This window comes from [Pseudopropionibacterium] massiliense, from assembly GCF_900607225.1.
Taxonomy (GTDB): Bacteria; Actinomycetota; Actinomycetes; order Propionibacteriales; family Propionibacteriaceae; genus Arachnia; species Arachnia massiliensis.
Map to the genome: position 1 here is coordinate 3,312,544 of NZ_LR027842.1, position 15,587 is coordinate 3,328,130.

18 protein-coding genes are annotated in these 15,587 nt (G+C 65.8%); 6 read left to right on the forward strand and 12 right to left on the reverse strand.

Annotated features, from left to right (window positions below):
• The first annotated feature begins 35 nt into the window (after nucleotides 1–35).
• Complete coding sequence (locus tag E0E39_RS14790; RefSeq protein WP_165444830.1) at nucleotides 36–1,304, forward strand: HNH endonuclease signature motif containing protein; 1,269 nt, start codon at nucleotides 36–38, stop codon at nucleotides 1,302–1,304.
• 237 nt (nucleotides 1,305–1,541) lie between these two features.
• Here E0E39_RS14790 and E0E39_RS14795 read toward each other — a convergent pair whose 3' ends face one another.
• The 6 genes from E0E39_RS14795 to E0E39_RS14820 form a co-directional block, all read right to left on the reverse strand.
• Nucleotides 1,542–1,949: a hypothetical protein gene (locus tag E0E39_RS14795; RefSeq protein ID WP_130875444.1), complete on the reverse strand. Its 408-nt coding sequence runs from the start codon at nucleotides 1,947–1,949 to the stop codon at nucleotides 1,542–1,544.
• A 112-nt stretch (nucleotides 1,950–2,061) separates the two neighbouring features.
• On the reverse strand, nucleotides 2,062–3,057 hold the full coding sequence (locus E0E39_RS14800; protein ID WP_130875445.1) for a hypothetical protein: 996 nt from the start codon (nucleotides 3,055–3,057) through the stop codon (nucleotides 2,062–2,064).
• A gap of 89 nt (nucleotides 3,058–3,146) precedes the next feature.
• Nucleotides 3,147–3,725 (reverse strand): NifU family protein, encoded by a 579-nt coding sequence (locus E0E39_RS14805; protein ID WP_130875446.1) that lies wholly within the window; start codon nucleotides 3,723–3,725, stop codon nucleotides 3,147–3,149.
• Nucleotides 3,722–5,599: a ferrous iron transporter B gene (gene feoB / locus E0E39_RS14810; protein WP_207302566.1), complete on the reverse strand. Its 1,878-nt coding sequence runs from the start codon at nucleotides 5,597–5,599 to the stop codon at nucleotides 3,722–3,724. The genes E0E39_RS14805 and feoB overlap by 4 nt, the downstream gene beginning before the upstream one ends.
• A 56-nt stretch (nucleotides 5,600–5,655) precedes the next feature.
• Entirely contained in the window at nucleotides 5,656–5,901 is a 246-nt protein-coding gene (locus tag E0E39_RS14815; protein ID WP_130875448.1) for a FeoA family protein, read from the reverse strand.
• Between the two features lie 76 nt (nucleotides 5,902–5,977).
• On the reverse strand, nucleotides 5,978–6,553 hold the full coding sequence (locus E0E39_RS14820; RefSeq protein WP_130875449.1) for a hypothetical protein: 576 nt from the start codon (nucleotides 6,551–6,553) through the stop codon (nucleotides 5,978–5,980).
• A gap of 28 nt (nucleotides 6,554–6,581) precedes the next feature.
• On the opposite strand from E0E39_RS14820, the gene E0E39_RS14825 reads away from it, so the two are divergent.
• Nucleotides 6,582–7,514, forward strand: a complete 933-nt coding sequence (locus E0E39_RS14825) for a 2-hydroxyacid dehydrogenase (protein ID WP_245988370.1) — start codon at nucleotides 6,582–6,584, stop codon at nucleotides 7,512–7,514.
• Nucleotides 7,511–8,206, forward strand: a complete 696-nt coding sequence (locus tag E0E39_RS14830) for a GNAT family N-acetyltransferase (protein ID WP_130875450.1) — start codon at nucleotides 7,511–7,513, stop codon at nucleotides 8,204–8,206. The genes E0E39_RS14825 and E0E39_RS14830 overlap by 4 nt, the downstream gene beginning before the upstream one ends.
• Before the next feature lie 45 nt (nucleotides 8,207–8,251).
• Here the strand turns inward: E0E39_RS14830 and E0E39_RS14835 are convergent, their stop codons facing one another.
• Nucleotides 8,252–8,470: a FitA-like ribbon-helix-helix domain-containing protein gene (locus E0E39_RS14835; protein WP_130875451.1), complete on the reverse strand. Its 219-nt coding sequence runs from the start codon at nucleotides 8,468–8,470 to the stop codon at nucleotides 8,252–8,254.
• A 170-nt stretch (nucleotides 8,471–8,640) separates the two neighbouring features.
• Here E0E39_RS14835 and E0E39_RS14840 point away from each other — a divergent pair, with 170 nt between their 5' ends.
• From E0E39_RS14840 to E0E39_RS14850, 3 genes are read left to right on the forward strand one after another with little or no spacing between them, the layout of a single operon-like run.
• A complete protein-coding gene (locus E0E39_RS14840) occupies nucleotides 8,641–9,282 on the forward strand; it encodes a TetR/AcrR family transcriptional regulator (RefSeq protein ID WP_130875452.1) in 642 nt (213 codons plus the stop codon).
• A complete protein-coding gene (locus E0E39_RS14845) occupies nucleotides 9,279–10,160 on the forward strand; it encodes an ABC transporter ATP-binding protein (RefSeq protein WP_130875453.1) in 882 nt (293 codons plus the stop codon). Before E0E39_RS14840 ends, E0E39_RS14845 begins: the two co-directional genes overlap by 4 nt.
• Nucleotides 10,157–11,788: an ABC transporter permease subunit gene (locus E0E39_RS14850; RefSeq protein ID WP_130875454.1), complete on the forward strand. Its 1,632-nt coding sequence runs from the start codon at nucleotides 10,157–10,159 to the stop codon at nucleotides 11,786–11,788. Before E0E39_RS14845 ends, E0E39_RS14850 begins: the two co-directional genes overlap by 4 nt.
• A 9-nt stretch (nucleotides 11,789–11,797) precedes the next feature.
• On the opposite strand, the gene E0E39_RS14855 is transcribed toward E0E39_RS14850, so the two are convergent.
• From E0E39_RS14855 to E0E39_RS14875, 5 genes are all read right to left on the reverse strand, one after another.
• On the reverse strand, nucleotides 11,798–12,403 hold the full coding sequence (locus E0E39_RS14855; RefSeq protein WP_130875455.1) for a hypothetical protein: 606 nt from the start codon (nucleotides 12,401–12,403) through the stop codon (nucleotides 11,798–11,800).
• A complete protein-coding gene (locus E0E39_RS14860; protein ID WP_245988372.1) occupies nucleotides 12,396–12,755 on the reverse strand; it encodes a helix-turn-helix domain-containing protein in 360 nt (119 codons plus the stop codon). The genes E0E39_RS14855 and E0E39_RS14860 overlap by 8 nt, the downstream gene beginning before the upstream one ends.
• Before the next feature lie 71 nt (nucleotides 12,756–12,826).
• A complete protein-coding gene (mgrA, locus tag E0E39_RS14865; RefSeq protein WP_130875456.1) occupies nucleotides 12,827–13,867 on the reverse strand; it encodes an L-glyceraldehyde 3-phosphate reductase in 1,041 nt (346 codons plus the stop codon).
• A gap of 36 nt (nucleotides 13,868–13,903) precedes the next feature.
• The gene (locus tag E0E39_RS14870; protein ID WP_130875457.1) at nucleotides 13,904–14,638 is read right to left on the reverse strand and encodes an ABC transporter permease; all 735 of its coding nucleotides are present in this window, start codon (nucleotides 14,636–14,638) and stop codon (nucleotides 13,904–13,906) included.
• Nucleotides 14,628–15,578 carry an ABC transporter ATP-binding protein gene (locus E0E39_RS14875; RefSeq protein WP_130875458.1) on the reverse strand — a complete coding sequence of 317 codons (951 nt, stop codon included), beginning with the start codon at nucleotides 15,576–15,578 and terminating at the stop codon, nucleotides 14,628–14,630. Before E0E39_RS14875 ends, E0E39_RS14870 begins: the two co-directional genes overlap by 11 nt.
• Nucleotides 15,579–15,587: the final 9 nt, after the last annotated feature.

Genomic DNA, 15,587 nt, shown 5'->3' on the forward strand with positions numbered 1-15,587 from the left:
TTGCGCATCTAATCGAACTCATGTACCATTACCTTATGGCTGGATCGGACCACACCCCCCTCGTCGAGGGCCCCGCGGAGGAAAACGCCGCGGCCTGGCATCGGCGCGTGACCGCAGCCCATGAGCTGGCGGGCAGGCTGGCCGTGGTCCACGCCGATCTGGTCGCCCTGGCCGAGGAGCTGCTCTCGTCCAACACCTGGGCGGGGGACGGGATCCGCTCCATCGAACACTGGTTGCAGGTCTTCGTCGGCCTCTCCCCCGCGAACGCGGCAGCGGTGGCGCGGGTGGCGCAACGATCCAGCGAGCTTCCCGAGGTGGTCGAGGCGCTGGGCGCCGGGCGGCTCGGACTGGACCAGGCCGCTGTGGTCGCCCAGCACGCGCCCGAGTCGTACTCGGCCAGCATCACCGAGTTCGCGGAGAAGGCGACGGTCACGCAGCTGCGACGCACCCTGTCGCGCTACCACCACCCGGACGTCGAGACGCCCTCCCCGGAGCCGCACGCAACCGCCCGGGCCGACGCGTCACAGCTGTCCATGACCACCAACTCCCGCACCGGGCGTTTCGAGCTGCGCCTCAGCGCCCCGGCCGTCGACGGCGCCCTGGTGGAAACCGCCATCCGCGAGGCCAAGGACGCCCTGTTCACCAGCGGCAACACCGAGGCCACCCTCGCCGACGGGTTGTTCGAGATGGCGAACCGCTCCCTCAGGGCGATCATCTCGGGCAGCCGCAAGGAGCACTACCGCGTCCACCTGCACCTCGACACCACCGGCGAGGGCTGGCTCACGAAGAAGGGCGCCCTGCCGCACCACCTCTTGGCCGAGTTCACCTGCGACGGCGTCCTCATCCCGGTCTGGGAAACCGATTCCCTGCCGGTCAGCGTGGGCCGTTCGCAAAGGATCGTGCCGCTTCGGACCCGCCGCCTGGTGGAGGACCGCGACCGCGGCTGCCGCTACCCCGGCTGCCCCGTCACCGGGTTCCTCGAGAACCACCACATTCAGCACTGGAGCAACGGCGGCGCCACGAACCGCGAAACGGTGGTCTCGCTCTGCCCCACCCATCACCGGCAACACCACCAGGGCCGCTACACGATCACCGGCAACCCCGACATCCCCGGCGGCCTGACGTTCACCAACCAGCACGGCCAGCGCATCGGAGGCGACCCGGAAGCCTCGGCCAAGGCCGCCGCCATCAGCGGCATCCGGGGTCGGAACCCCCGCAAGCCGATCCCCTACAAGGGCCCCACCGGGGAAACCCTCCACACCCGATCGATCCGCTTCACCCGCAACCCACCCCAACGCGAGTGACATCGATAGCAATTCAATGCGGAAGCCGCCCAGCGCGGCACAACGTTGCTCCGGGCTCCCCGCAGCGACGCCTTTTCACCGAGATCCAGTGCCCCGATAGGCCAGTGCACCACGTTGCGCGGAATGGACAAATACGCGAGAGACAGCTGGTCGGATGTCTACCACTACGAAACCGGCTCAATGGTGCGCATCCTCAGGATCAGCTTCTCAAGCCGTTAGCTTCAAAACCTGAGATGTTCATTGGATTGGGGATTTTCCGCCACCCATGTCCTCAATGGCGTCCGCAAGCAGCGCACAAGACTTTTCAATTCGGTTTTTCATAGATTCCATCGATTTTCCGACAGGACCCTGAGATTTTCTCACCCATTCGACGGGAGATCGCAGCCACTTGAAACGTTCCCCTGCTTCCGCGCGCATGTAATCCTGAAGTACCAGAGCGCATCGCGCCTGTTCGGGGGACACACGCCCCAAGTCCCTCTCCTTCCATTCCTTCAATTCAGTCCACCAGCTTGCATCCCAAAGTCCTTCTTTCCCATGCATTCCCGGCATCGCGGCAATGAGAGATACCGCCACATGCCATATCACAAAGGCCAGACACAGGACCCCCAGAAACAAGAATTTATGATCGTCGAACAAAATGATCAAACAAGATATGAACCCACCGAGAAGAAACGTTCCAGCGCGAAGCCCGTTACCGAAAACGAGGAGCTCCCATGAAGGAGCTCGCGCTCCCTCAACAAAACACTTAAGACACCTGTCAACATGGAGGCTTATTCATAGCCGTCCTCAAGTGTTGTCTGACTAGGGGTTTCGCTGGCCGAGGTGTTGCCCGTGAATAAACCTCATGGTATCTTTTATCCGTGAAAACCGATATAAATTCGGAAAAGACCACGAGGGCGATCGGAATCATTGCTAGCCGCCAGAAAAGCATTTCTTCAAGCTGATTATCGCTATATCCCACCGACATCCACAGGAATGCTCTAAAAACAACTATAGCCAGCAACACCCGCGCTACCGGAAGCCATCTAATAATCCACACGCAATGAGGATGTATTCCCGCCATTGGAACTACATGTTTGCCGACGCCGCAATCAAGTTCTAGACTCCTTTTGAGCTCGGCCTCCAGCAGCACTAGACGCCACTTTCTTCGCTCCATTCCCTTGAGGCCGAGACGGAGCACATAAACTTTAGGGATCAGCGCTTTATTAATCCACCCACACCCCAGGATACCTACCCCCAAGGCGCCAAAAATTATCAGATCAGGGGCTTCCTCGCGCGCCGAATCTCTCGACAGGAAGACTGCCATAAGTATTTTTGCAGAAGTCAGTATCAGCGTTCTCCACAAATAAACAGCAACGAAAAATGCGCAGTATTCGACCGCCTCGTCAGCCAGATCAACTCTGGACACCCCCAAGGCGTGTCCATGCGCAGAATTATCATTTTCTACATTCGGACTGTTCCCGCTGGCGACAAAAACCCCTATAGCAGCAGCAGCTAGAAAGGTCAACACCAGAAGTATATCACTGAAATTGGCCCAAGGTGTTTCACGAACTCCACACAGTATTTGAGGCAAAAGCAGCTTGCTAAAATCACTATCTAAGCGACACTCTCCATCGACTAGACCAAACCCTCTGAAATAGAGTTCAAAGAGAACTACAGAAATCCCAAATGCAAGGGCGCTATAACCACCAAAGTTGCCCCTGAATCCTCGATACCGCAAATACTTGTTTGAGGAATTCACCGCAACATTCACCTCCCGTCAGGCGAACAGTCATATCTCATGAAGTGTGGCGGACTACGCTGTCCCGGTGCGCCCCTGCCGGTTGACAGGGGCGCGCGACCTCAGCAGTTGTGGCCCGGGAGGTTCAGCCAGGTGATGCCCCGCTTCTTCCTGCCCGTCTCGCCCACCCGTTTGACGGTTTTCAGCTGCGGGTAGCGGGCCCGGATGGTGGTCTCGATGCGCTGGTGGAGGGTCTGGCCGGCGGCGGGGCAGTCCTGGCATGCCCCGCCGAAGTCGACCTCCACCGTCTCGGCGTCGTTGTCGGCCACCTGGATCTGACCGCCGTGGCTGGCGATGTAGGCCGCCAGCTGGTGCTCCACGACGTCACGGGAGATGTACCGCAGCAGGTCGGCCGAGCCGGGCTCGACATCCCAGCCCTCCTCCTCGGCCAGGGAGGAGACGATGGCGTCGCGCACCTTGGATCCGACCCTGCTCCACGCCTGGTCGGAGGCCAGCCACGTCCACACGCCGTCGGCCTCCACCATGGCCCGGGAGATCACCCCGTACTCCAGCATCGACCCGAAGCTGCCGGGCGCGCCGCGCACCTCCCCGACGGGCACGCCGCCGGTGGGCACCACCCACCGGACGGCCTGCGGATCGCCGGGAACGGCCTCGGGATGGATCGGAAGCGGCCTCGTCACGTGAACGCCCCCACGATGAGTTTCGCCGCGAACGCCGCCACCCACGCGAGCCCGCCCATGTAGACGAACGCGATGATCGACCACCGCCACGTCCCCGTCTCGCGTTTCATCACGCCCAGGGTGGAGGCGCACTGCAACGCGTAGACGAAGAACACCAGCAGCGCCGCGATCGTGCTCGGCGTGAACACCGGCTCACCGGCGTGCGGGCCGTCGCTGTGGGTCATCTGTTCCAGGGACTCGCCCGGATCATCCGGGTCCTCCGCGGCCGCGACCTGACCCAGCGTCGAGACGACGGTCTCGCGGGCAGCCAGGGAGCTGATCACACCGATGTTGATGCGCCAGTCGAAACCGAGCGGGTCGAAGACCGGCGAGACCGCGCGGCCGATGGCCGCGGCGTAGGAGTTGTCGAGGGTGTAGGCCGTCACGGCCGCCTCGTCGCCGACGTCCACGCCGGCGGCGGTCATGGCGTCCTCGCTCGGGCTGGGGAAGTTCAGCAGCGCCCACAGCACGATGGTGACCACCATGATGATCCCCGCGACCTTCCGCAGGAACGCCTTGCAGGCATCCCACACGGCGATGATGACGGAGCGGGCGCTGGGCATCCGGTAGGAGGGCATCTCCATGTAGAACGGCAGCTGCGTGGCACCGCGTCCGACGATGCGCTTGAACACCCACGCGGCGATCATCGCGGAGACCGCGCCGAGCAGGTACAGGCCGAACATGATGGTGCCCTGGGCCTGGAACGGACCCCAGAACAGGTCGCCGGGAACCATGATCCCGATCATGAGGGTGTACACGGGCAGGCGCGCGGAACACGTCATCAGCGGCGCACCCATCATGGTGGCGATCCGGTCCTTGGCCGACGGCAGGGTCCGGGTGGCCATGATCCCCGGGATCGCGCACGCCACCGAGCTCAGCAGGGCGACGAACGCGCGCCCCTCCAGACCGGCCATCCCCATCACGCGGTCCATCAGGAACGCGGCCCGCGCGAGATACCCGCTGCCCTCCAGCAGCGCGATCATGAGGAACAGCAGCGTGATCTGCGGCACGAACGCCACCACCGCGCCGACACCGGCGAAGATGCCGTCGCCGACCAGCGAGGCGAGCCAGTCGATCGGGATCATGTCCTTGGCGATCCCGCCCATCCACACGAAGAAACCCTCGAAGGCGTCGTTGATGGGAGCCGCGACGGTGAAGATGATCTGGAAGAACACGTACATCGTCGCGAAGAAGACCAGCGTCCCCCACAGCGGGTGCAGCAGCACCCTGTCGATGCGGCGGGTGCGTTCGTCGATGTCCGGGGCGCGGTAGTTGGCGCTCTCCAGCACCGAATCGGCCCAGGCCGCGACCTCCTCGTGGCTGGTGGGTGGGGGCACGACCGGCGCAGGCCACGAGTCGACCTCGGTGAAAGCCTTGGACAGCACCTCGACGCCGCGCTTGTCGCCGGAGACGACGGGGATCACCCGCACCCCGACGGCCCGCGACAGGGCGTCGACATCGACGGAACCGCCGCGCCGCGCCAGCTCGTCGGTGAAGGTCAGCACCGCGATGGTGGGGCGTTCGCGCTGCTGCACCTGGGCCAGCATCCCGAGGCCGCGGCGCAGCTGCGTGGCATCCATGAGCACGATGTGCCCGGAGATCGGGGAGTGCACGGATTCACCCGCGTCCAGGACCTCCGTGACCACCTCCTCGTCAGGACTGATGGGGTCGAGGGAATACGTGCCGGGCAGATCCTCGATGATCGCCTCGACGTCACCGAGCTTGTGGACGCCCTCGTAGCGGGAGACGGTAACCCCCGGGTAGTTGCCGGTCTTTGCGCGCAGCCCGGTCAGTGCGTTGAACAGCGTCGTCTTGCCACAGTTCGGGCTGCCCACCAGCACGAAACGACGCAGACCCGTTGCGACCGGTGCGGAATGTTCGTCGTGGCAGGTCATGACGCCACCAGCACTCTCGACGCCTCGGAATGGCGGAGCACGATCTCGGTGCCGCCGACGTTGAACATGAGGGGGTCGTGCAGCGGGGCGCGACGCTCCAGCCTGCACGTCAGCCCTGGGGCGAAACCGAGGTCGAAGAGCCGGCGGCTGATCACGTCGTCACTGTCGAACCCGGTGATGCGCGCGCTCGCCCCGACCTTCAGGTCGGCGAGTGTCCTTGCGGTAGCAGGTGTCTCGTTCATACTCGCGAACTTAGCAACGCCTTGCCTTACAAGATTTACGAGGGTTGGTGTCGCGAACCTTAACTTTCAGCCGGGTTCACCCGTCCGTCCAGAGTGCCCTGCGCGGAGCATTGGCCAGGCCGACCTGACCGCTCTCCGGACCGCCCACCCGCGAGACCTCCCGCAGGATCGGGTAGCGGGCCCGGATCGCCACCTCGATCCTGAGCTGGAGCTCGTCGCTGGCGGCGGGGCCACGGGCGTCGACCCTGCCGAGGTCGAGCAACAGCCAGTGGGCGTCGTTCTCGATCACCTCGACGGTGGTGTCGGCAGCCTCGATGAAATCGGCCAGGTCGTTGTCGATCACGTCGTTCGCGATCAGGCGCAGCAGATCGGCGGAGTCGTCGCGGATCTGCCAGCCGTCCAGTTCCAGCGATTCACCGATGGCCTCGCGCACCTCGTCGGTGCGGTCGGCCCAGGTGTTCCCGGGGGCCAGCCAGGTCCAGATCCCCTCGGTCTCCAGCAGGGCCAGCGACACCACGCGGTCCTCCAGCAGCGCGCCGAGGGGGCCCGGTGCGGCCGCCACCTCGCCGACGACGTCCTGGCTGCCCGTGCGAACCACCCAGTGCAGGGCCAGCGGGTCACCCGGCACTTCCCGGGGATCGATCTCGGTCATGTATCGAGCCTAGCCCTAGACTCGATACATGATCGTGACTCTTCCGGACCAACAGCTCCTCGAAGCTCTCACCTCACACACCCCCGCGGACCGGCTCGGCGTCGAGCTGCGCATCTGGGACTGGAACTCCCCCATCCGCGACGTGCTCGGCGACGAGGCCGACGACGTGGTGGCCACCGTCCTGCCGTACTTCCGTCCCGCCCCGGAGTGGAGGTCGCTGGCGGACCTGCCGAGGCTGCGTCTGCTGCAGGCGCAGTCGGCGGGCTACGACAACCTCCTCCACATCACCCCCGACGGCGTCGCCCTGGCCCACGCCCGCGGGGTGCACGAGGCCTCCACCTCGGAGCTGGCCGTCGGTTTGATGCTCGCGGCGCAGCGGGAACTGCCGCGCTGGGCACGCGAACGCCGCTGGCAGGCCGCATCCACCCGGGCGCTCGCGGACTCGCGGGTGCTGATCGTCGGGACGGGGGCCATCGGCGAGGCCATCCGGTCGCGGCTGGCTCCCTTCGAGACCGAGATCACGCGGGTCGCCACCACCGCCCGCGACGACGAACACGGCCACGTCCACGGCATCGACGAGCTGCCCGAGCTGCTGCCGAACACCGACATCCTGGTGCTGATCGTGCCGCTCACCGAGGACACCCGCGGCCTGATCGGCGCGAAGGAGCTGGCGCTGCTGCCCGACGACGCCCTGGTGGTGAACGTGGCGCGCGGCCCCGTCGTCGACACCGACGCCATCACCGCCGAGGTGGTCGCGGGACGGCTGCGGATGGCCTCCGACGTGTTCGACCCGGAGCCCTTCCCCGACGACCATCCGCTGTGGCAGGCCGACGGGGCCTTCATCAGCCCCCACATCGGCGGCAACACCACCGCCATGCTGCCCCGGATCGTCACCCTGCTGGCGGACCAGCTGCCTCGCCTGGCCGACGGGCGGGAACTCAAGTTCGTCGTGAAATCATGAGCGACCCCCTCGTCGAGGCCTATCCGCCTTTCGGATTGCGCATCACCCACGACGACATGACGCTGCGGGTGTTCCGCGACGCCGACATGCCCGAATACCTCGACCTGCTGAGCGCCCCGATCTTCGCCGAGGAGAACGTGGACTGGTTTTTCCCGTGGTGCGAGGCACCAGTTCCCGAGCGGCGCCGCAACGCCATCCAGGCACACTGGGGGTGGCGTTCCGGATTCCGCCCGGAGTCCTGGACGCTGGCGTTCGGGGTCTACGTCAGTGGTGTGCTGGTCGGCTGCCAGGACCTCATCTCCGAGGAGTTCCCCAAACGCCGGGTGGTGTACTCGGGTTCCTGGCTGGCGCTGGAACACCAGGGCAGAGGCTGGGGCGCGCGGATGCGCAAACTGCTGCTGCACTTCGCCTTCGATCACCTGGGGGCGCAGCGGGCCGAGTCGGAGGCTGTGACAGGCAACGAATCGTCACTCGGGGTCTCCCGCAGCGCGGGCTACGAACCGAACGGCACCAGGGTCGAGATCTTCGGGAAACGGGTGGTGGAGATGCATCGCGTCGTACTCACCCCCGACCGGTTCCGTCGCCTCGACGGCGAGGTCGTGGTGGAGGGATTCACCGACGAGCTGCGCGCCATGATGGGCGCGCAGCCGGAACCTACCTCGCAGGGCGCCGACTTCCGGCCTCCCACGTGACGACCCGCCAGGCACGCTTATGGATGGACCTCCGAGAGCACTTTCTTAGGGAGCGGAGTCGCGGGTGATGTCAAGATCGACCCCACCGACATCGCGCCCGATCTCACGCAGCAGGGTTCCAAGCCGCACCTGACCCGGTTCGATCACGGCATCGTTCAGGATGGCCCGGATCTCCGCCTCGGTGCTGCGACCGTTGCGGGCGGCCCGCACCTTCAAGGCGCGATGAGTCGCGTCAGGCAGATTCCTGATGGTTACGACAGCCACATCCCCTCCTGATACCCATTCGCCGCAATGGTACGTGTGAGGCGTAAAGCTGGTTGAGCCGGCCTGCGCACGAATCGCGGGAGGGATGCGGATTTTGGTGGTTTTGCAGGAGAGCGGGTTCGACACGCCCGCCCCTTGTACAAGCGTTCAGTTTCCTATACGCTTGTATCATGACTGATGATCTGACAGCCCGAGCACGACTCCGTGACGCCACCATCGCGCTCATCGCGGCGGGCGAGAAACCCACGGCGCGCTCCGTCGCGGCGCGGGCGAACGTGTCCATCGGGTTGATCCGGCACCACTTCGGCACCATGGACGGCCTGCTGCTGACCTGCGACGAGCACATCGCCACGCTGATCCGCAACGCCAAGAACGACGCCATCCGCGGGCCGATGCCCAACGTGCTGGAAACCCTGCGGGAAACCGGGCAGGACAACATCCTCGGCTACCTGGCCCACCGCCTCACCGAGTCCAGCACCGCCATCGACGCCCTCGTCGACCAGCTCGCCGACGACGCCGCCGGCTACATCCGCCGCGCCATCGACGCGAACCTGATGACCCCCATCCCCGACGTTCCCGCCGCGGCGCGGATGCTGACCATCTACTCGCTGGGTTCGCTGGTGCTGGGCCGCCACCTGAAACGCCTCCTCGACATCGACATCACCGCCGGGGACATCGCGGCCGAACCGGGAGTCACGGACTACGTGCAAGTGCAGCTCACGCTGTTCGCGAGCCTGTTCACCCCGCACCTGCTGGAGCAGTTGCGGCCCCAACTTAAGGAGAAAACAGAAGGAAAGGAGAAAGAGCAATGAACGCCATCGAGGTGAGGGAGCTCCGGAAGAAGTACGGCTCCTTCGAGGCGTTGAAGGGCATCGACCTGGAGGTCCACACCGGGGAGATCTTCGGTTTCCTCGGCCCAAACGGCGCGGGCAAGTCCACCACCATCCGCATCCTCCTGGACGAGATCCGCGCCACCGGCGGCACCGCCCAGCTGCTCGGTCTCGATTCCCGCCGCGACGCCGTCGAGATCCACCGCCGGCTCGGCTACCTGCCCAGCGACCTGGCCCTCTACCCCGCGATGACCGGCGCGCAGACGCTGCGGTTCTTCGCCCGGTTGCGCGGCGGCGTCGACTGGAATCATGTCGACGAGCTGAGGCAGCGATTCGACGCGAACCTCGACAAGCGCGTCGGGGAGCTGTCCTCGGGGAACCGTCAGAAGGTGGGGCTGATCGCCGCGTTGATGCACAAACCCGAGCTGATCATCATGGACGAACCCAACGCCGGCCTCGACCCCCTCGTGCAGCACGAGTTCCACCAGGTGCTGCGGGAGATCGTCGCGGAGGGCCGCACCGTGTTCCTGTCCTCCCACACCCTCTCCGAGGTGCAGCAGGTGGCCGACCGGGTCGGCATCATCCGCGCGGGCCGCCTGGTGGCGGTGGAGAACGTCGCGGACCTGCGCTCGGTGCGGCGCGTCGATCTGCTCCTGGACGGCGACGCCGACCCGCGCGACTTCGTCCGCATCCCCGGGGCCCGCGACATCACCGTGGACGGACCGCGGGTGCGCATGGCCTTCGACGGGGAGCTCGGAACCCTGCTCGATTCGCTCGGCGACCGCCGCGTCGTCGACCTGACCGCCCACGACGCCGACCTGGAGGAGATCTTCCTCGCGTTCTACCAGGAGCAGTCATGACCACCCTCGCAGTGTTGGGACGCGGTCTGCTGCCGCGCTGGAAGGCCGTCTGCGTCATCGTCGCGTGCATCCTCGCCTTCCTGCTGATGGGGGTCGCGATGGTGCAGTCGATGGACACCAACATCTATGCATCCCTGCCGCCCGCGCTGCTGGCGATGGCCGGGATTCCCGCCGGCGCCTCGGCCCCGGTGATGTCCTACACGCAGATGCTCGGTTTCCTGGGCGCGATCGCGGTGGCGGGGTTCGCCGTCGCGGTGGGGGCGCAGCTGGTGGCCGGTGAGGAGAAGGACGGCACGCTGTCGCTGCTGCTCAGCCTTCCGGTCTCCCGGCTCGGCGTCGGCGTGACGAAGGCCGCGGTGCTGGTGCTGGCGGTCGGTGTGACGTCGCTGGGGCTGTGGGGTGCGGCCGCGCTGGCGAGTCTGCCCTTCGACCTCACGCTGGGGGACGCCCATCTCGGGGAGCTCTGCCTGGCACTGGGCGCCAACGCCCTGGTGTACGGGGGCATCGCGTTCGCGATCGGGGGTGCGACCGGGAGCCGCGGCCTGGCGCTGGGGCTCGGTTCGGCGGTCCTCGGGCTCGGGTGGTTGTTCGCCGGGCTGCTGCCCCAGTGGTCGGAGGGCCGCGACCTGGCGCGGTTCATCCCGTGGTACTGGTACAGCCAACCGGCGGTGCTGCTGAACGGCATCGACGGCGGCTACCTGGCGCTGATGCTCGGCGTCGCGGCGGCGCTGCTGGCCGTCGGGATCGCCGGCCTGGTGGTCCGCGACCTGCGTCGGGCAGCCTCCAGGACACGCCCGGCCCGGCACGCCACAACCCGATGGACCGGTTCGACTGCCGGTCGCGGACCCTCCCGCTACCGCCTCCTGGTCTCCCGCCACACCGGTCTGCTCCTGGTGCTGGGCGTGGTGATGTTCGCGGTGATGGGCCTGTTGATGGGTCCGCTGTACGAGCAGATGGCCCCGCAGCTGGAGATGGCGTCGAAATCGTTGCCGCCCGAGCTCATGCAGGTCTGGGGCGCCACCGACATGGCCTCCCCCGCCGGGTTCTACTGGGGCGAGACGATGAGCCTGATGGCCCCTGCCGCCGTGATCCTGGCCGGCGCGGCGGTGGCGTCGCGGCTGGGATCGGACGAACGTTCGGGCCGGCTCGGCGTGCTGCTGTCCACCCCCACCACCCGCACCCGGATGCTGGCCACGACGGCGGCGGCGCAGGCGACGCTCGTCGCCCTGGTCGCGGGGCTCACGGGGCTCGGGATCTGGGGTGGGGTCCGGCTGGGCGGCCTGGACCTGGCGACGGAGAACGTCGCGGGCGCCACCGCGCACCTGTTGGCGCTGGGCCTGTTCGTCGGTTCGGCGGCGCTGCTGGCGGCGGCCGCCCTCGGCACCCCGGCGGCCGCGACCTGGACCGCGACCGGAGTGGGAGTGGTCGGCTACGTCGTCAACACCACCCTGCCCATGAACCCCGACCTCGCGGACTGGGCCCGCATCTCCCCGTTCCACTGGTACGGGGCCACCAGCCCCTTGGAGAACGGCGCCGACTGGGGACACGTCGCGATCCTGCTGGTGGGGTCGGCGGTGCTGCTGGCCGCGTCCTTCCCGCTGTTCACCAGACGCGACCTGCGGGTGTGAACCCGGCTCTCAGTCCTCGGACCGCAGGGGGCGTTCACCGCGGAACAACACCGTCGGTGCGGAATGGACGCTTGGCATGGGGGCGATGTCATAGAGGTCAGCATGCGCAGCGAACAACAACGGGTGCTGCCGAGCAACGGCGCTGTGAAATTCAGCCGCCGTCGTTGGGGGAGCGGCCTGCCGTTCGACAAACAGATCAATCACTGTCGAGTAGGCTCTTCGAGTCAGTTTCGCAGCAAGAAAGAGATCCGGGTTCACCGCAGAAATACCAACAGAAACCAGATCAACCTCTGCAAAATCATCCACATCTGCCGTAATCAGGAAGCTCACCTTGGCCGCGACGGCATCGGCAAGAATTTGTCTATCCTCCTCCGTCGTTCCGAGAAACCTACTTGCACCTTCACCGACAGGTCCAAGCTCTCCCCCAAATCGCTGTCGAATGAGAGTCGGTGAAAGCGCACCTGGTTTCATATGGCGGCTGGCCTCCCGCTCAGCGGTCTCGCTCCACACGACAGCGAAACCGCTGAGCGGTCCGCCCACCATCAAAAGGGTGCGGGTGACAGGCTTGGCCAAGACGTTCGCGTCGAGGAAGACGCGGATCGGATCGTCAGTCACCGAACAGATCTGTTCTTATCTCGTCCCGGGTGATCTCAACGACGTCGCCCATGGTCGCCTGCCAGAATCGCTCGAACTCCTCATATGGAATCTGATTCCGGTTTCCGATTTTCACCGCACGCAGTTCCCCGGCAGCGATTTTTCGGGAAATCGTTGATCGTGACACTCCGGTCAAATCAGCAACCTGCGCAGGTGTAAGCATCCTTCGCTTGGCCGTGAGCGTCACCGATTCTCCCAACGAAGCTGCTCGTTTCACGTATTTCGAGACCTCGACCATCCACTCCGGCCATTCACCGCTGTTTGCAGGAGCACGCACGGTTTCAGGGTTGATGGTGATACTTCGAAGTGCCATGGGACCAACGATAGCACAGCATGCACACTTTGAAGGCTTCAGGTGTGCAAAGTGTGCATGCTGTGCGCCTCTCAGTCCTCGGTCTGCGCGGCCCAGAGGTTGACCCCGGACTCGACGGCGTGCTCGTCGATGGCGGCCAGCTCGTCGTCGGTGAAGACCATGTTCTCCAGGGCTCCCAGGTTGATCTCGAGCTGCCGCAGCGACGACACGCCGATCAGCGTCGACGTGATCCGCGGGTCGCGCAGCACCCAGGCGAGGGCCAGCTGCGCCAGCGACTGCCCGCGGTCGTGGGCGATCTCGTTGAGGGCACGGATGCGACCGAGGATGTCGTCGGTGAGCTGGTCGCGGCTCAGCGACCCGTCGCGCGCGGCCCGGGAGTCGTCGGGAACACCGTTGAGGTAGCGGTCGGTGAGGAGCCCCTGCGCCAGGGCCGTGAAGGTGATGACACCCATGCCCTCGCTCTCGCAGGCGTCGACGAGCCCGCGGGTCTCGATCCACCGGTTGAACATGTTGTAGCTGGGCTGGTGGATCAGCAGCGGGGTGCCGAGCTCCCGGGCGATGCGTGCCGCCTCGCGGGTCCTGGCCGCCGAGTACGACGAGATGCCGGCGTACAGCGCCCGGCCGGAACGCACCGCATGGTCGAGGGCCATCATGGTTTCCTCGATGGGCGTGTCGGGGTCGAAACGGTGCGAGTAGAAGATGTCGACGTAGTCGAGCCCCATGCGTTCCAGCGACTGGTCGAGGGAGGCCAGCACGTACTTGCGCGACCCGCCACCCTGCCCGTAGGGGCCCGGCCACATGTCCCAGCCGGCCTTGGTGGAGATGATCAGCTCGTCGCGGAACGGCGCGAGATCCTGCCGGAAGATGGTTCCGAAGTTGATCTCCGCCTGACCGTAGGGCGGGCCGTAGTTGTTGGCCAGGTCGAAATGGGTGATGCCGGCGTCGAAGGCGCGGCGGATGATCTCGCGTTGCACGCCGAGGGGTTTGTCGTCACCGAAGTTCTGCCACAGCCCCAGCGACATGGCCGGAAGCAGCAGCCCGGAACGTCCGCAGCGACGGTAGGGCATGCGACCGTCGTAACGGCCGGGGTCGGGTGTGTAGGTGGGGTACATGGCCTCATCCTGCCAGACCGTCACGCACCAACCGGGTCAGGCCCGCTCGAGGACGCGGATCGCCGCGAGGAAGCCGAGCACCGACCAGACGGCGAGCACAACGTAACTGATGATTCCCGCCTGGAAGGTCTCATGGGCCAGGCAGGCCCTCATCACCTGCGCCATGTGGTGCAGCGGCAAAGCCAGGTGCACCACCTGCAGCCACTCGGGCAGGCGGTCCATCGGGAAGCTGATCGGCGTGAACATCAGGGCGCCGAACGCGATGATCTGCGACACCCCCATCGCCAGCTCGGCGGGTATCGCGAACGAATAGCCGTAGCCGATGCCGAAACACGCCGTCACCACCAGCACGTAGGTGGGAATGATCGTCCACGAGACCGAGAAACCGGGATGGAACATGAAATGCGCGGTCACGATGGAGATGACGATCGCCGGCACCGTGATGAGCAGCCAGACCGTGCAGTCGGCGAACAGGAAGTTCTTGCGGTTCACTGGCAGCGACTTGATGAAGTCGATGTACCCGGCTATCCGCGCGGTCGCGTTCTGCATGGGAACGACGACGAGCGCGGTCATGATGAGAACGATCGTCGGCGCCCCCGTTGCCAGGTACAGCATCTCGTTTCCACTCGGGGAGGAGGACACCAGGAACGAGAACCCGATGATCACGCCGAGCGCTATGACCGTGAAGAATATGCCGTAGGCCACCAGGTGGCCGCCCAACTTCTGGGCCTGGAGCCTGAAGACGTTTCCCAGCTCTCCCTCAGTGCGCATCCGCGCCCACCTCCTTGTTCCCTACCAGCTGAACGTAGGTGTCCTCCAGGGACGTCTCGCGCAGCGAGTAGTCGCCCACCAACCGGCGGCCCCGCAGCTCCGCGGCCCACGTCAGGGCATCGACAGCCCGCTCCCTCGGGAACGAGACGACCACCTGGCCGTTCCTGACCTCGACGCTCCCGGCCCAGTCCGGATGCCCGAAAACCTCACGCGGGGCCGTGGTGAATGCCTGCAGCCTCATGTCGTCCCCGACGGTTGCCGCCTTGACGTGCGCCGCGTTCCCCCGGGCCAGCACCCTGCCGTGATCCAGGATCGCCATCTCGTCCACGGCCGTCTCGGCCTCGCCGATGTTGTGGGTCACCAGCAGCACCGCCGTGCCGTCCCCGGTCAGGGCACGGATCGCACCCCACAGGTATCTGCGCCGCACCGGATCGACGTCGTTCGTGGGCTCGTCGAGCACCACCACGCGTCCCGGCCGGATCGCCGCCATGCAGAAACAGGTCAACCGCAGCACTCCCCCGGACAACGTGTTGCCGGGCTGATCGGCCCACTCGGCAATGTCCAGCTGTTCGAACAGCTCACCGACCCGGCGCATGATCTCCTCGTCGCCGGCTCCACGCATCCTGGCCATCAGGCACGTGATGGCGCGCGGCGTGAGCTCCCCCAGGGGAACGGAGGCCTGCGGTTGCACCGAGCACAGATAGCGTCCCCGCCTCCGGTTCCGGACGATGTTCTCACCGGCCACCGTGATCGAGCCCGCATCCGGGCGGAGCAACCCCAGCAGCTGGTTCACCAGCGTCGTCTTGCCGGCCCCGTTGTGCCCGAACAGCCCGAACACCGACCCTTCCTCGACGTGCAGGGTGACGTCGTCGTTCGCCACCACCCCACCGCCCCGGGTCCTGTACGTCTTGGAGACGTGATCGATCTCAACCAGGGCCATGACTCGACC

What these genes read in the sequence shown, in the direction of transcription:
- E0E39_RS14790 (WP_165444830.1), top strand. Translation starts at nt 36, where the DNA reads ATGGCTGGATCGGACCACACCCCCCTCGTCGAGGGCCCCGCGGAGGAA.
- E0E39_RS14860 (WP_245988372.1), bottom strand. Translation starts at nt 12,755, where the DNA reads ATGGCACTTCGAAGTATCACCATCAACCCTGAAACCGTGCGTGCTCCT.
- E0E39_RS14825 (WP_245988370.1), top strand. Translation starts at nt 6,582, where the DNA reads ATGATCGTGACTCTTCCGGACCAACAGCTCCTCGAAGCTCTCACCTCA.
- mgrA (WP_130875456.1), bottom strand. Translation starts at nt 13,867, where the DNA reads ATGTACCCCACCTACACACCCGACCCCGGCCGTTACGACGGTCGCATG.
- E0E39_RS14845 (WP_130875453.1), top strand. Translation starts at nt 9,279, where the DNA reads ATGAACGCCATCGAGGTGAGGGAGCTCCGGAAGAAGTACGGCTCCTTC.
- E0E39_RS14815 (WP_130875448.1), bottom strand. Translation starts at nt 5,901, where the DNA reads ATGAACGAGACACCTGCTACCGCAAGGACACTCGCCGACCTGAAGGTC.
- E0E39_RS14840 (WP_130875452.1), top strand. Translation starts at nt 8,641, where the DNA reads ATGACTGATGATCTGACAGCCCGAGCACGACTCCGTGACGCCACCATC.
- E0E39_RS14875 (WP_130875458.1), bottom strand. Translation starts at nt 15,578, where the DNA reads ATGGCCCTGGTTGAGATCGATCACGTCTCCAAGACGTACAGGACCCGG.
- E0E39_RS14870 (WP_130875457.1), bottom strand. Translation starts at nt 14,638, where the DNA reads ATGCGCACTGAGGGAGAGCTGGGAAACGTCTTCAGGCTCCAGGCCCAG.
- E0E39_RS14850 (WP_130875454.1), top strand. Translation starts at nt 10,157, where the DNA reads ATGACCACCCTCGCAGTGTTGGGACGCGGTCTGCTGCCGCGCTGGAAG.
- E0E39_RS14820 (WP_130875449.1), bottom strand. Translation starts at nt 6,553, where the DNA reads ATGACCGAGATCGATCCCCGGGAAGTGCCGGGTGACCCGCTGGCCCTG.
- E0E39_RS14830 (WP_130875450.1), top strand. Translation starts at nt 7,511, where the DNA reads ATGAGCGACCCCCTCGTCGAGGCCTATCCGCCTTTCGGATTGCGCATC.